Raw genomic sequence first — 14,207 nt, forward strand, 5'->3', positions numbered from 1 at the left:
CGGTACTCAGTTGATGATCTCAACGCCACCCATGTACGGCTTGAGAACTTCCGGCACCCGAACGGAGCCATCTGCCTGCTGATAGTTTTCCAAGACCGCTACCAGGGTACGACCGACCGCGAGACCTGAACCGTTCAGCGTATGCACCAGCTCCGGCTTGCCGGTCTCAGGGTTGCGCCACCGGGCTTGCATGCGACGCGCCTGGAAATCCCCGCAGTTCGAGCACGAGCTGATCTCGCGATATTTGTCCTGACTGGGCACCCATACCTCCAAGTCGTAGGTTTTCACCGCACTGAAACCTATATCGCCCGTGCAGAGCATCAGGACGCGATAGGGTAGCTCAAGCGCCTGCAGCACACGCTCAGCACAGGCAGTCATCTCCTCCAGTGCCTCCATGGACTTCAATGGTTCCACGATCTGAACCATCTCGACCTTGTCAAACTGGTGCTGGCGAATCATCCCGCGCGTGTCGCGACCTGATGCACCAGCCTCACTGCGAAAGCACGGCCCATGAGCCACGAATTTCCTGGGCAGCTCCTTCGCCTCCAGGATCTGGCCTGCGGCGAGGTTGGTCAGCGGCACCTCGGATGTCGGGATGAGATAGAAATCAGCCTCCCCTTCTCTCGTGATCTTGAAGAGGTCTTCCTCAAACTTGGGGAGTTGACCCGTAGCCTGCATGGCGGGAGCTTGCACCATGTAAGGGATGTACGTTTCCTCGTAACCATGGTTAGCGGTGTGCAGATTGATCATGAACTGCGCCAACGCTCGATGCAGGCGCGCTATCGGTCCCCGCAGCACTGAGAAACGAGCACCGGACAGCTTCGCAGCGGTTTCGAAGTCCAGCCCCCCGCTGAGTTCACCCAGCGCGACATGGTCTTTGATCTGGAAGTCGAATTGTCGAGGAGTGCCCCATCGACGTACCTCGACGTTTTCTTCCTCACCAGCACCCACCGGCACACTTGCATCCGGCAGGTTGGGAATGGTCAAGAAGATGCTGTCCAGCTCAGCCTGGATGCTGTCCAGCTCAGCCTTACCTGCATCCAACTCCGCCGCCATGCGATCAACGTCCGCCATCAGAGGAGCCACATCTTCCCCTTTAGCTTTGGCCTGCCCAATCGATTTGGAGCGAGCGTTACGCTCGGCTTGCAATTGCTCGGTGCGGGTCTGTACGACTTTGCGACGCTCTTCCAGCACCTCAATACGCGAGGTATCGAGGCACAAGCCACGGGTGGCCAGACGATCAGCGATGCCCTGAAGCTGGGCACGTATCTGTTTGGGGTCGAGCATAGACTTACCTCACTTGAAAGACTTCAGGCAGGGTTGGTAAAAACCAATAAATTCGATCATCAACCACTGCCTTGCACTTACTGGGTCTGAAAATCCTGGCACCTGGCGCGAACATCAAACTTAACAGCACTTCTTACAGGGTATCGCCTGTCGAAAGTTCAAGGTCGCGTACTCGACAGCCTCGCGGCTATTCTCATGATAGCCAAGCGCCAAACGCTCTTCTGAACACGGCAGGGCGATGCACATACTGGCATGGACTTCGTAGTCGCCAGTTGCCTTGGGTACTTTGCTAACATAGTAATGCGCCATATTTCCACCTCTTTACATCATAACAAAATAAAAAAGGCTTTCTGGCGACCCAGAATGCCAAAACGCAGAACACAGTGACCGAAGGTGACCAAACCAAAGACTTGCCCGACCTTGTAGGCAAGTCTTTAATCACGCGTTCTAGCATCAACTTGTCTACGCCATAACCGGCCCCTAGTGAATAATTTGACTCAGGAACGTACGTGTACGCACGTTCTGCGGGTTGTCGAAGAACGCGTCTGGCGTCGCCTGCTCGACGATTTCGCCTTTGTCCATGAAGATCACTCGATTGGCGACAGTCCTGGCGAACCCCATCTCGTGGGTCACACAAAGCATGGTCATTCCGTCCTCTGCCAGGCCTACCATGGTGTCGAGCACCTCCTTGACCATCTCCGGATCGAGCGCCGAGGTCGGCTCATCGAACAGCATGATCTTGGGCTTCATGCATAACGCGCGTGCGATCGCCACCCGTTGCTGCTGCCCACCTGAAAGCTGCCCAGGGTACTTGAGTGCCTGGTCGGGGATGCGGACACGCTCTAGATAGTGCATGGCGATTTCCTCAGCCTGCCGCCGAGGCATCTTGCGCACCCACATGGGCGCCAGGGTGCAGTTTTCCAAGATCGTCAAATGCGGGAACAGGTTGAAATGCTGAAACACCATGCCTACCTCACGACGGATCGCCTCGATCTGTTTGAGATCATTGGTCAGCTCCACCCCGTCAACCACGATCTGCCCCTGCTGATGCTCCTCAAGGCGATTGAGGCACCGAATGGTGGTCGATTTACCTGAGCCCGAAGGCCCACACAACACAATCCTCTCGCCCTGCTGGACGTTCAGGTTGATGTTCTTCAAGACATGGAACTGCCCGTACCACTTGTTCATGTCGCGGATCTGGATGATAGGCTCAGACACCCCGGACGACTTGATAGCTTGGCTCATGAAAATGCTCCTAACGCTTGTGGCCAGTGTCGAGCTTGCGCTCCAGACTGCGGGAGTAATGGGACATGCCAAAACAGAATATCCAGAACACCAGGGCGGCAAAGACATAGCCCTCGGTGGCCATACCTAACCATGCTGGGTCTGAGGCGGCCTGCTTCACACTGTTGAGTAGGTCGAACAATCCGATGATCACCACGAGACTGGTGTCTTTGAACAATGCGATGAACGTGTTGACGATGCCGGGAATCACCAGCTTCAGCGCTTGGGGAAGGATCACCAGCGCCATTGAACGCCAATAGCCCAGTCCCATAGCCGCTGCGGCTTCGTACTGCCCCTTCGGGATGGCCTGAAGCCCGCCGCGCACAACCTCAGCAACGTAGGCAGACTGGAACAGCACCACACCGATCATGGCGCGCAGCAGCTTGTCGAAGCTCATGCCCTCGGGCAGGAACAGCGGCAACATCACAGAGCTCATGAACAATACGGTGATCAGCGGCACGCCACGCCAAAACTCGATGAAGGTCACGCACACGACCTTGACTGCAGGCATGTTCGAGCGGCGCCCCAGTGCGAGCAGGATGCCCAGCGGCAGCGCTCCCGCGATGCCCACCGTGGCAATCACCAGGGTCAGCAGCAGCCCACCCCATTGGCTGGTCGAAACCGCCGGCAGGCCGAAGTAGCCGCCGTGCAGCAGGGTGAAGGCCAGTAGCGGGTAGGTGACCAGGAAGCCAACGCCATACAAAGCCTTGCGGGAGAAACGCCGGATGAACAGCGGCGCGGCACCCACTATTGCCGAAGCCACCGTGAAGTTCACCCGCCAACGTTCGGCCTCGGGATAGTAGCCATACATGAACTGATCGAAACGCTGCTGAATGAACACCCAACACGCACCGGACTTTGTGCAGTCTGCGCGTGTTGTCCCCAACCAGTTCGCATCAATGAACGCCCACTGCAGTATTGGCGGAACAATGAGCCAGACCAGATAGAGGGCAAGCAGGGTCAGCAGGGAGTTTAGCCAGCTGGAAAACAGGTTGGCGCGCACCCAGGCGATGACACCAACCGTCTTCACGGGAGGCGGCATGTCGGGTTTGAAAACAAAAGCATTCATCCTGGGCACCTCACCGTTCGACCAGCGCGATGCGCTTGTTATAGAAATTCATCAGCAGTGAGATGGAGATGCTGATGGCCAGATACACGCTCATGGTGATGGCAATCACTTCGATGGCCTGACCGGTCTGATTGAGCACGGTGCCAGCAAACAGCGAGACCATCTCGGGATAACCGATACCGGCAGCGAGTGAGGAGTTCTTGGCGAGGTTCAGGTACTGGCTGGTAAGCGGCGGAATGATGACGCGCAGCGCCTGCGGGATGATCACCTTTCGTAGGGCTTGGCCTTCCTTCAAGCCGAGCGACCTAGCGGCTTCGCTCTGTCCATGACTGACCGAACGGATCCCCGAGCGAACGATCTCGGCAATGAATGCCGCTGTATAGAGGGTGAGGGCCAGCGTCAAAGCGAGCAGCTCGGGGATCAGTACCCAGCCACCGACAAAATTGAAACCGCTGAGCTGCGGCACCTCCCAATGCAGCGGGCTGCCAAATGCAAGTACAGACGCACCTGGGATAACCACCACGATCGCCAGACCAACCCAGAACTTGTGAAACGGCTGCCCAATTTCATCGAACCGCTTGTTGGCATGGCGCACCATCAGCATGATCGCAAAGGCCGCCAGCGCCGTGGCGATCACGAAGGCTGTGAAGCCCTCGGCAACCGATGCACCTGGCATGTTCAGTCCACGGTTACTGATGAAGAACATGTCCTGAATATTGATGCTACCGCGTGGCCCGGGAAGGGTCAGGAAAACGGCGAAGTACCAGAACAGTATCTGGAGCAACGGCGGGATATTGCGAAAGGTCTCGACATAAACGCAAGCCAGCTTGTTCACCATCCAGTTGGGAGACAGCCGCGCGACGCCGATGATGAACCCCAGGACAGTGGCGAGGACGATACCGATGAAGGTCACCAGCAGCGTGTTGAGCAAGCCGATGACAAACACCCGCGTATAGGTGTTGGACTCGGCATAGGGGATGAGATGTTGAGCAATGCCGAAGCCGGCACTGCGCTCCAGAAAATCGAAGCCGGATGTGATCCCTCGGTGTTGCAGATTGGTTTGGGTGTTGTTGAACAGATATAGACCGATCGCGCAGACAGCTACAACGGTAACGATCTGGAAAATCAAGGCGCGAAGCCTAGGATCGCTCAGGGAGATCCTGCGCGCCGTGGGGGCAAGATTTTGCATGATTGTGCTCTACCAAAACGACTAGGGAACAATTTGCCCAGCGTGGGCCGGGCAAACTCGCAATCAGCGAACAGGTGGGCCGTACTGAATCCCACCCTGATTCCATAGTGCGTTCAGGCCACGCTTGATCTTCATGTCGCTGCCTGCTCCCAGGTTGCGATCAAACGACTCGCCGTAGTTGCCGACCTGGGAAACGATCTTTACCACCCAGTCATTGGGCAAGCTCAGATCCTTGCCAAGGCTGCCCTCGTTACCCAACAGGCGCGCCACATCTGGATTCTTGGTGCCCTTCGCCATCTCGGTAACATTCTTTGAAGTCACACCGAGCTCTTCGGCGTTAAGCATTGCGATCTGCGTCCAGCGCACTATCGAGAACCACTCCTCATCACCGCGACGGACAGCAGTGGTGAGCGGCTCTTTCGAAATGATCTCTGGCAGTACAGTGTATTCGTCCGGCGCCCCGAGCTTCAGCCGTTGGCCGTAGAGCTGCTATTGGTCAGCGGTCAGCACATCGCAGCGCCCCGACTCCAACGCCTTGAACGACTCATCGGAAGTGTCGAAGGAGATCGGTGTGAACTTGATACCGTTGGCGCGGAAGTAATCCGCCAGATTGAGCTCGGTCACGGTGCCGGCCTGAATGCAGAACGTTGCCCCATCAAGCTCCTTGGCACTGCTCACACCGAGCTTTTTATTTACCAAGAAGCCTTGGCCATCGTAGTACGCAACGCCCGCGAACAAGATACCCATCGTACTATCGCGCGAGGACGTCCAGGTGGTGCTACGTGAAAGCAAGTCGACTTCACCCGACTGTAGGGCAGTGAAGCGTTCCTTGGCGGTCAGCTGTGTGTATTTGACTTTGTTAGCGTCGCCAAAAATAGCGGCTGCAACCGCACGGCACACATCGACATCGAAGCCATGGAAATTGCCTTTGGTATCGGCATAGGAAAAACCCGGTAGACCATCACTGATACCGCATTGAACAAATCCTTTCTTCTTGACGTTATCCAGCGTTGTGCCTGCCATGGCACCCATCGACATCATCGAACCCAGCGTCAGTGCTACGACTGTCAGGCCAACGTTGAAGGTCTTGTTTTCTTTTTTCATGTTATTGCTCTCATGGATTGCAGCACAGACATTCCACCTGAGCACTAAGGCTCGGGCAGGTATTCAACTGACTTTCAGAGGCAGAAAACAACAGATAGGCCAAAACGGCCTGGAGATAACATCAGAAGATATTTTTTAAGTGGCATAGTCTGCCCTCTTTTTATTGTTCAAAAAGCCCCGTCGCCGGGGCGAAGATGAAGCACCGTCAGACCTACCGAATTACTGAATGTCAGGGTCAGTAATTGAGCGTGCCCAACCGAGGATTACCCCCGGCTGAGATGAACCTAGCGCCTAAAGGCAAAGAGAAAAAGCGACTATTTTTGCAATATTACGTAAGCGCAGCTTACCAATGAGGCGTCGCGCCACCACGCGACTGATTCTCGCAGACTTTCGTTTCTGTTCAGCGGAACTCAGCAGCATGCCGCTCAAGGCATTCAATAAAAACTTTCAGGGCCGGACTCTTCTTCTCACCCTTGCGATAGGCAATGGAGATACTTCGACGGATTTCCGGTTCCATCCTGCAGATCCGCATGCCCTGCATATCAGTGCGCGCCCGCAGCCCAGGCAGTATGGCGATGGCGCAACCTTCACTTACTAGCGCGCGTGTGACCTCGAACCCTTTGCAGCGCGCAATGATGTTGGGTGTATAGCCGGACTTTTGGCACGCGTCGGTGAGCATTCTGGTGTAAGTGGAGGAAGCCGTGTCCATGACCCAATCTTCATGCTCAAGATTCTGCCAGGTGACAGTTTCCATTCGAGCCAGCCGGTGGCCAGGTGACATCATCACGTTGAACACATCCTCGATCAGTGGCGTGATTTCAATGCTGGGGTCAAGCAGGCCCGGTGGCACATTGAGGTCATCGATCAACGCGATATCCGTCTGCCAACTGCGCAGCGCGTTCATCCCCTCCTCCGGCTCCATTTCCTCGAAAAGCACTTCGAGTCGGGGGTGGGTGGAATGAAGCGTCTGAATGGTCTTGGGTATGAGTGCCGCCGCAACCGAGGGAAAGGCGGCGATCCGCAAGTCTCCCGCCACAACCTTTTTCAACTCGGCCATGTCCGCCCTGGCCGATTCGAGCTCCTCAAAAATCCGATTTGCACGCTCGACGAGCTTCTTGCCAGCGATAGTCAAATCGACACCCCGACCACGGCGCTCAACCAGGTCGATACCCACCTCCTGCTCCAAGAGGGAGATCTGTTGCGAAACGGCGGATGGCGACACGTGCATCGCTTCAGCTACAGCAGCCATGGTTTTGCGTACCGCGAGCTCGCGTAAAGCACGCAATTTACTGATATCCATGCTCTTTCTCCGTCAAGATCAGCGCCTAATCGATAGTTAAGTGTTGCTTACGTATTATTGAAATATTATTCGCTTTTTTTGATCCTGGACATGGTATAGGTTTGAAAAAAACCCCAAGAAAGGTACCGCCGGAATGACCCACTCCTACTTAAACGACAACCTTGCTGAACGCGACCCGCTTATCTTCAAGGCGCTCCAGGACGAGAAAAAACGTCAGCAAGGCCAGATCGAACTGATCGCCTCCGAGAACTCGGTAAGCTTGGCCTCTCTGGAAGCCATCGGCTCGGTCATCACCAACAAGACCGTTGAAGGCTACCCAGGCAAGCGCTTCCACGGCGGCGCTGATTTCGCTGACGTTGTTGAACAGGCCGCAATTGATCGCGCCAAAGAGCTGTTCGGCTGCGGTTTCGTGAACGTTCAACCTCACTCCGGCACTCAAGCCAACCAGGCCGTGTTCTTTGCCCTGCTGCAGCCAGGCGACACCGTACTGAGCCTGGATCTGGCCTCAGGCGGCCACCTGAGCCACGGCGCCAAGCCGAACCAATCCGGACGTTGGTTCACCATCGTGTCGTATGGTGTGGATCGCGAAACCGGTCGTATCGATTACGACAACGTCGAAGCCCTGGCCTTGGAGTACAAGCCGAAGCTCATCATCTCGGGCGGCTCGTCCTACCCACGTGAAATTAACTTCCCACGTATGCGGGAAATCGCCGACAAGGTTGGCGCTACTTACTTAGTGGACATGGCTCACTTCGCTGGCTTGGTCGCTGCCGGCGTACACCCTTCGCCAATTCCACACGCAGACATCGTGACCTGCACCACCACCAAAACCCTGCGTGGTGCTCGCGGCGGCTTGGTCATGACCAACCGCGAAGATCTGTTCAAGAAAATTCAGCCAGCGGTGTTCCCAGGCGTGCAAGGCAGTGCTCACCTGGCAACCATCGCCGGTAAAGCTGTTTGCCTCGGCGAGGCCCTGAGCGATGAATTCAAGACCTATGGTGCAAACGTCAAAGCCAACGCTCGCCTGCTTGCAGAAGTTCTGCACAAGCGTGGCGTCCGCATCGTCAGTGGTGGCACTGATACTCATGTTGTTCTGGTAGACGTTTCGTCCAAAAACCTGACCGGCCAGCAGTCCCAAGACGCACTGTCGGAAATCAACATCACCTCGAACAAAAACCCGATTCCGTTCGATAGCGCCAAACCATCAGAGTGGAAGGGCCTGCGCCTGGGTTCCTCGGCGGGTACCACGCGCGGTTTCGGTACCAAAGAGTTCGAAGTCATCGGCAATCTGATCGCAGATATTTTCGATGCCCAGGACGCCAACGAAGCCGCTCGCACTGCTGTTATCGAGAAGAGCCGCGCAGCTGTTGCCAAACTCGTTGCTGACTTCCCAATCTATGCCTAAAGGGGTTTGTGGCGGGTGCGTTTCACCCGCTTGCCCCCACGCTGTAGGAAAATAAAAATGAGCGTTCAACTTCCCAATGATCCAGCGCGTGACGATGTATTGGCTGGCCGACCCGCGCTTTGGCTGAACCCGAGCCTGAAAGCCAATGGCATCGCTGATCCGTCGCTGCCGATCCGGTCTTCTCAGGTCAAAGAAGCCGAAGAAAATTGGCAAATGCTGGCTCCACTGCTGGAGACCTGCTTCCCCGAACTCAAAGCATCGAAAGGCCGGATCCAGTCCAAACTGATCGAAGCCGAAGACCTTCGCGGTGCCCTGGGTTACAGCACCTCGCAGTACGGTCGAGTGTTCGTGAAAGCTGACGGCGATTTACCTGTCGCGGGCTCCATCAAAGCACGTGGCGGCGTTTACGAAGTTTTCATGTACGCCAAGAAGATGGCTGAAAAACGCGGCATCCTGACTCCTGGCGGTGACATCACTGTTCTGGCGGGAGAACAGGCCCGCGCCCTCTTCGCTCAACACACGATCGCCGTGGGCAGCACGGGCAATCTGGGGCTCAGTGTTGGTATCGCTGCTCGTGCCTTGGGCTTTCGCGCCGTCGTGCACATGTCTTCGGACGCCAAGCAATGGAAAGTTGATCGCCTCACTCGCATGGGTGTAGAGGTCGTACAGCACAAGGCTGACTACACCACAGCTGTCGAACACGCTCGCATTGATGCCGAGGCGGATCCCACCATCTACTTCGTGGATGACGAGCGTTCGCAGATGCTCTTCTTCGGCTACAGCGCCGCAGCCAGCGAGTTGGCTGCGCAGTTGAAGGATCAGGGCGTCACCATCGATGAAGACCATCCGCTGTTCATCTATCTGCCATGCGGCATCGGCGGGGCGCCAGGTGGGGTTGCCTATGGTTTGAAAGCAATCTTTGGCAACGCGGCGCACGCATTCTTCGTCGAACCCGTGCAGTCCCCATGTGCGCTCGTACACATGATGAGCGGTTCCAAGGAATTGGTGTCGGTCTACGATGTAGGCCTGACAAATCGCACTGAGGCCGATGGTATGGCGGTGGCTCGCATGTCGGAGTTCGTTGCCGACGTTATGAAGCCCATGCTTTCAGGTGTTTTCACAGTCGACGACGATGATCTGTTCCGCTGGCTCTGGATGGCTCAAACCACCCAGGAAATCCGTCTTGAGCCATCGGCAACCGCAGGTTTTGCCGGCCCTGAATTTATCGTGAACAGCGATCAGGGTCGCGCTTATCAAAAAGCTCATGGACTGAGTAATAAACTTGCTCAGGCAACACACGTCGTTTGGACTACGGGTGGTGCTTTCGTTCCTGAAGAGCAATTCAAGGAATTCATGGCGCGCGGAGCTTCTCTGGTCAAATAAGACCAACGCAATCCCAGGGGATATGTTCCCTCATATCTCCTCTTTTCAGAAACATAGCGCCTAAGAAACCAATTACGCCAGTCAATGACGTTGAGGTGATAGTTCCATGAGTAACCAATTCTTGGCCGACCGTATCGACGGTAAGAGCTTTGCGGCTAGTCTCGTCGAAAAACTGACAGATGATGTAACCGACATCAAAGAACAAACTGGTCTTACCCCTGGACTGGCTGTTGTTCTGGTGGGTGAAGATCCGGCAAGTGGCGTCTATGTGAGTGCTAAACATCGCCAGACACTCGCCATGGGTATGCAGTCATTTGTCCATAAGCTACCTGCTGATACCACTCAAGCCGAACTGATGGCGCTATTGGCGGAGCTGAATGTCGCATCGGAAGTAAACGGCATCTTGGTGCAGTTGCCGCTGCCAGCTCACCTGGACACCAACGCAGTCATCAACGCGATTGAACCAGACAAGGATGTAGACGGCTTCCACATCCTCAATGCTGGCCGCCTCGCGACAGGCCAGGACGCCCTGGTGCCCTGCACCCCATTGGGCTGCCTGATGATGCTCAAAGACCGCCTGGGCAGCCTTGCAGGAATGAATGCCGTGGTTGTCGGCAAGTCCAACATTGTCGGCAAACCTATGGCGCAGTTGCTCATGGCTGAAAACTGCACTGTTACCGTCGCGCACTCGAAGACCCTCGACGTTCCGGCCCTTTGCCGCACCGCCGACATTCTGGTGGTGGCAGTGGGTCGACCAGAGATGGTCAAGGGCGATTGGATCAAGCCAGGCGCGGTCGTGATCGACGTGGGTATCAACCGCATTGAGCGTGACGGTCGCTCGCGCATTGTCGGCGACGTGGCCTACGACGAGGCGGGCCACGCGTCAGCGATCACTCCGGTCCCTGGGGGAGTAGGCCCAATGACCATTGCTTGCCTGCTGGCAAACACTGTGACCGCGTTCAAGCGTCAGCACAAAATCGTAACTAAAAAAGAAGCTGTTGCCGTTTAAGGTGATTCGAATGACCAAGACTAAAAACAACTACGTACTGCGGGTAACTTGCCCTTCGATCCGTGGCGTCACCGCTGATATAACCAGTTTCTTGTCCTCTCGCGGCTGCAACATCCGCGACAGTGCCCAATTCGACGACGAAAGCACTAACCACTACTTCATGCGGATCACCTTCCGCCCAGAAGAAGGTCAGTCGCTGGAAGACCTGAAGAACGAGTTCCAGCCTCTTGTTGAAAAATACAAGATGGCGTTCGAGTTCTTTGATGAGCGCGCCAAGCGCAAAGTCATCCTGATGGTTTCCCGCTTCGGCCACTGCCTGAACGATCTGCTGTACCGCTGGGGCGTCGGCGCCCTGCCAATCGACATTGTCGGTGTGATCTCCAACCACTTGGATTTCCAAAAAGTGGTCGAAAGCCATGGCATTCCTTATCACCACATCAAAGTGACCCAGGAGAACAAGACCGAAGCCGAAGCCGCACAGATGCGCATCGTGCGCGAGACCGGCGCCGAGCTGATCGTGCTTGCGCGCTACATGCAGATTCTGTCCGATGAGATGTGCCAGCAGATGTCGGGCCGTATCATCAACATCCACCACTCGTTCCTCCCGTCTTTCAAGGGCGGCAGTCCCTACAAACAAGCCTTCGAGCGTGGGGTGAAACTGATTGGTGCCACATCGCACTTTGTCACCGCCGACCTCGACGAAGGCCCGATCATTGAGCAGGACATCGTCCGGATCACCCACGCGCAAAGCCCGGAGGACTATGTATCCCTGGGTCGTGACGTCGAAAGCCAGGTGCTGGCTCGTGCAATCCACGCCTACGTCCATGGCCGTGTATTCATGAACGAGAAGAAGACGGTCGTGTTCCCACCCTCGCCTGACTCGTATTCGTCTGAGTCTATCGGTTGAGATGATCGCGGCTCGCGCTCATTTCTCCATGGCATCTACGTGTTTGATCAAACAGTGGTGTAGGTGACTCGTACCCTCTTGGGCATCAATCCAAGGGGGTATTCTTACTATTCAAGACCATCAAGTTGAATTACAGCATGCCCACTCAATAAAGCTTCGGCACTTTATCCATCTCATTTATAGCTGCACAAATAAAGAAAACAAGGTGCGAGGCATAGAAATGCAAGATACAACTTGGCTGTTAGGAGTACTTTTCTCCTCGATTGCACTGATCATTTTCTTGATCATGAAAGTACGACTTCACGCGTTCCTGGCATTGATCATTGCGTGCTTCGTTGTCGGCTTCGGATCCGGTATGCCGGCCACGCAAATCGTGAAATCTCTGGAGGCCGGGATCGGCGGAACCCTCGGGTTCTTGATCGCCATCATCGGGCTTGGCGGGATCTTGGGCAAAATGCTTGAAGAGTCTGGCGGAGCCGAGCGGCTGGCCAAGACGCTGCTTGATAATCTGGGATCTACACGAGCCCACTGGGTCATGGCCATCGTCGGTGCGATCGCGGGCATACCGGTATTCTTCGAAGTAGGGTTCGTACTGCTCATCCCATTGGTCTACGTCGTTGCCCGCGAAACGAAGATCAACCTGATGTTCCTCGGGATCCCCCTGGCCATCTCCCTGATGACCATTCACTGCATCCTGCCCCCTCACCCAGCCGCGATGGCGATCACCGGCATGCTAAATGCCGATGTTGGCACTGTAATCCTTTATGGCCTTCTGGTTGGCGTTCCGACCATGATCATTGCCGGGCCGATCTGGGTCAGCCTGTTTTGCAGCAAAAACGCCAGTGAAAAGCAGCAGACCTTCCTTGAATCGCACGGCAAGCACCTGACTGCTGAACGAACGCTCCCTGGCATCGGCATAACCCTGCTCACAATTGCATTACCACTTATTCTGATGGTCTTTAAAACCGCTGCGGCTGGACTGCCAGCGGACTCTCTGGTGCAGCACGTGGCGCAGTTTGTAGGTAACCCACTCACCGCACTGATGATCTCGGTGGCTTTCGCCTATTGGTCGCTTGGAGTGCGGCAAGGCCGCACGATGCAGCAGCTACTGGAAATCACTCAGCGCAGCTTCCCGGCTCTGGCGAACATCATCTTCGTGATCGGTGCCGGCGGCGCCTTCAACGCAGTACTGATCGAGAGCGGCGTCGGCAAGGCCATCTCGAACATGCTGGCCGGCACAGACATAAACCTGATCATCCTGGCCTGGTTCATTGCCTGGTTGATGCACTTCGCCGTGGGCTCAGCCACCGTCGCCATGGTCAGTGCTGCAAGCATGATCAACCCGATGCTGGCAGCGGACCCCCACCTGAAGCCAGAGATCCTGGTGATCGCGATCGGAGCAGGTTCAATTGGCTGGGCTCACGTTACGGACTCGGCATTCTGGGTAGTGAAAGAGTACTTGAACGTCTCCCTATCGGAAGCGTTGAAGAAATTCACCGGAGGCACTGTGGTTGCCTCCATCGTCGCCCTGCTAACCACGCTGCTGCTGAACTACTTCGTAGGTTGACAGAAGCTGAACGCCATTGACGGCGCCCTCCCCCAACCTGTTTGACGCCAAATGGAATAGGCGTCAAACAGGCGAGAACGTGTGAATCCAACCCATGCCTGCACATCACGTTTATCTTGGCCTCGGCAGCAATGTAGAGCGGGAAATCCACATTGAGATGGCCTTGCAGATGCTTGAAGAACACATTAGCTGTCTTCGCCGTTCGCCGGTTTATGAAAGCGTCTCGATCGATCCTCGACAATGCCCGTTTTACAACTTGGTTGTCGGTGGCGGCACCGACCTCAGCCTGGCGGAACTCCAGGCATGGATAAAAGACATCGAGCTTGTTCACGGGCGTACCGGCCGCGCTCAACGCCTCATTCCACTTGATATCGATATCCTGCTGTTCGATGAACTCACGGGCCTCCATGAAGGCATAGAGCTGCCCAGGACAGAAATGCTTGACCGGGCATTCGTGCTCTATCCGCTGCAACAAATCGCCCCACACCTCAAGCACCCAAGGCTGGGCGTCTCCTTCGCCGAACTGTGGCGTCAGTTGCGGCCTGGTCCGCAGTTGTCGTCTGTCCGTCACCCCTTCGGCGTCAGCTCGTTTCGTCTTGCAAGTCAAGCCGGCGGATTTCAACGTCCTGGCGATCCGTGCCAGAGCGCAGCTTACGAGAAAACCCCGCTGACAACACATACGCACTGAACGTGCTGGAGCCCT

General features: G+C 55.8%; 11 protein-coding genes and 1 pseudogene. 6 read left to right on the top strand and 6 right to left on the bottom strand.

Annotated elements, in window-relative coordinates; genetic code table 11:
* Positions 1–6: 6 nt before the first annotated feature.
* The 6 genes and pseudogenes from serS to ABRP30_RS15685 all read right to left on the bottom strand — a co-directional run bounded on the left by serS (position 7) and on the right by ABRP30_RS15685 (position 7,233).
* Positions 7–1,287, bottom strand: a complete 1,281-nt coding sequence (gene serS, locus ABRP30_RS15660; RefSeq protein WP_349975778.1) for a serine--tRNA ligase — start codon at positions 1,285–1,287, stop codon at positions 7–9.
* Between the two features lie 480 nt (positions 1,288–1,767).
* Positions 1,768–2,532 carry an amino acid ABC transporter ATP-binding protein gene (locus ABRP30_RS15665; RefSeq protein ID WP_349975777.1) on the bottom strand — a complete coding sequence of 255 codons (765 nt, stop codon included), beginning with the start codon at positions 2,530–2,532 and terminating at the stop codon, positions 1,768–1,770.
* A gap of 10 nt (positions 2,533–2,542) precedes the next feature.
* Positions 2,543–3,640 (bottom strand): amino acid ABC transporter permease, encoded by a 1,098-nt coding sequence (locus ABRP30_RS15670; RefSeq protein ID WP_349975776.1) that lies wholly within the window; start codon positions 3,638–3,640, stop codon positions 2,543–2,545.
* Between the two features lie 10 nt (positions 3,641–3,650).
* Complete coding sequence (locus tag ABRP30_RS15675) at positions 3,651–4,829, bottom strand: amino acid ABC transporter permease (RefSeq protein WP_349975775.1); 1,179 nt, start codon at positions 4,827–4,829, stop codon at positions 3,651–3,653.
* A gap of 63 nt (positions 4,830–4,892) precedes the next feature.
* Positions 4,893–5,870, bottom strand: a pseudogene (locus ABRP30_RS15680) (amino acid ABC transporter substrate-binding protein).
* Between the two features lie 463 nt (positions 5,871–6,333).
* Entirely contained in the window at positions 6,334–7,233 is a 900-nt protein-coding gene (locus ABRP30_RS15685) for a LysR family transcriptional regulator (RefSeq protein ID WP_349975774.1), read from the bottom strand.
* A 133-nt stretch (positions 7,234–7,366) separates the two neighbouring features.
* On the opposite strand from ABRP30_RS15685, the gene glyA reads away from it, so the two are divergent.
* The 6 genes from glyA (at position 7,367) to folK (ending at position 14,192) form a co-directional block, all read left to right on the top strand.
* Positions 7,367–8,638, top strand: coding sequence for a serine hydroxymethyltransferase (glyA, locus tag ABRP30_RS15690; protein ID WP_349975773.1), 1,272 nt, complete (start codon positions 7,367–7,369; stop codon positions 8,636–8,638).
* Between the two features lie 57 nt (positions 8,639–8,695).
* A complete protein-coding gene (locus tag ABRP30_RS15695) occupies positions 8,696–10,021 on the top strand; it encodes a D-serine ammonia-lyase (RefSeq protein ID WP_349975772.1) in 1,326 nt (441 codons plus the stop codon).
* A gap of 106 nt (positions 10,022–10,127) precedes the next feature.
* Positions 10,128–11,030 (top strand): bifunctional methylenetetrahydrofolate dehydrogenase/methenyltetrahydrofolate cyclohydrolase FolD, encoded by a 903-nt coding sequence (gene folD, locus ABRP30_RS15700; protein ID WP_349975771.1) that lies wholly within the window; start codon positions 10,128–10,130, stop codon positions 11,028–11,030.
* 10 nt (positions 11,031–11,040) lie between these two features.
* Positions 11,041–11,937 (top strand): formyltetrahydrofolate deformylase, encoded by an 897-nt coding sequence (purU, locus tag ABRP30_RS15705; RefSeq protein ID WP_349975770.1) that lies wholly within the window; start codon positions 11,041–11,043, stop codon positions 11,935–11,937.
* 220 nt (positions 11,938–12,157) lie between these two features.
* On the top strand, positions 12,158–13,504 hold the full coding sequence (locus ABRP30_RS15710; protein WP_349975769.1) for a gluconate:H+ symporter: 1,347 nt from the start codon (positions 12,158–12,160) through the stop codon (positions 13,502–13,504).
* 94 nt (positions 13,505–13,598) lie between these two features.
* The gene (gene folK / locus ABRP30_RS15715; protein ID WP_349975768.1) at positions 13,599–14,192 is read left to right on the top strand and encodes a 2-amino-4-hydroxy-6-hydroxymethyldihydropteridine diphosphokinase; all 594 of its coding nucleotides are present in this window, start codon (positions 13,599–13,601) and stop codon (positions 14,190–14,192) included.
* Positions 14,193–14,207: the final 15 nt, after the last annotated feature.

Origin of the sequence: Pseudomonas sp. WHRI 8519, assembly GCF_040224055.2 — a bacterium.
Classification (GTDB): Bacteria; Pseudomonadota; Gammaproteobacteria; order Pseudomonadales; family Pseudomonadaceae; genus Aquipseudomonas; species Aquipseudomonas putida_X.

What these genes read in the sequence shown, in the direction of transcription:
- serS (WP_349975778.1), bottom strand. Translation starts at nt 1,287, where the DNA reads ATGCTCGACCCCAAACAGATACGTGCCCAGCTTCAGGGCATCGCTGAT.
- ABRP30_RS15665 (WP_349975777.1), bottom strand. Translation starts at nt 2,532, where the DNA reads ATGAGCCAAGCTATCAAGTCGTCCGGGGTGTCTGAGCCTATCATCCAG.
- ABRP30_RS15670 (WP_349975776.1), bottom strand. Translation starts at nt 3,640, where the DNA reads ATGAATGCTTTTGTTTTCAAACCCGACATGCCGCCTCCCGTGAAGACG.
- ABRP30_RS15675 (WP_349975775.1), bottom strand. Translation starts at nt 4,829, where the DNA reads ATGCAAAATCTTGCCCCCACGGCGCGCAGGATCTCCCTGAGCGATCCT.
- ABRP30_RS15685 (WP_349975774.1), bottom strand. Translation starts at nt 7,233, where the DNA reads ATGGATATCAGTAAATTGCGTGCTTTACGCGAGCTCGCGGTACGCAAA.
- glyA (WP_349975773.1), top strand. Translation starts at nt 7,367, where the DNA reads ATGACCCACTCCTACTTAAACGACAACCTTGCTGAACGCGACCCGCTT.
- ABRP30_RS15695 (WP_349975772.1), top strand. Translation starts at nt 8,696, where the DNA reads ATGAGCGTTCAACTTCCCAATGATCCAGCGCGTGACGATGTATTGGCT.
- folD (WP_349975771.1), top strand. Translation starts at nt 10,128, where the DNA reads ATGAGTAACCAATTCTTGGCCGACCGTATCGACGGTAAGAGCTTTGCG.
- purU (WP_349975770.1), top strand. Translation starts at nt 11,041, where the DNA reads ATGACCAAGACTAAAAACAACTACGTACTGCGGGTAACTTGCCCTTCG.
- ABRP30_RS15710 (WP_349975769.1), top strand. Translation starts at nt 12,158, where the DNA reads ATGCAAGATACAACTTGGCTGTTAGGAGTACTTTTCTCCTCGATTGCA.
- folK (WP_349975768.1), top strand. Translation starts at nt 13,599, where the DNA reads ATGCCTGCACATCACGTTTATCTTGGCCTCGGCAGCAATGTAGAGCGG.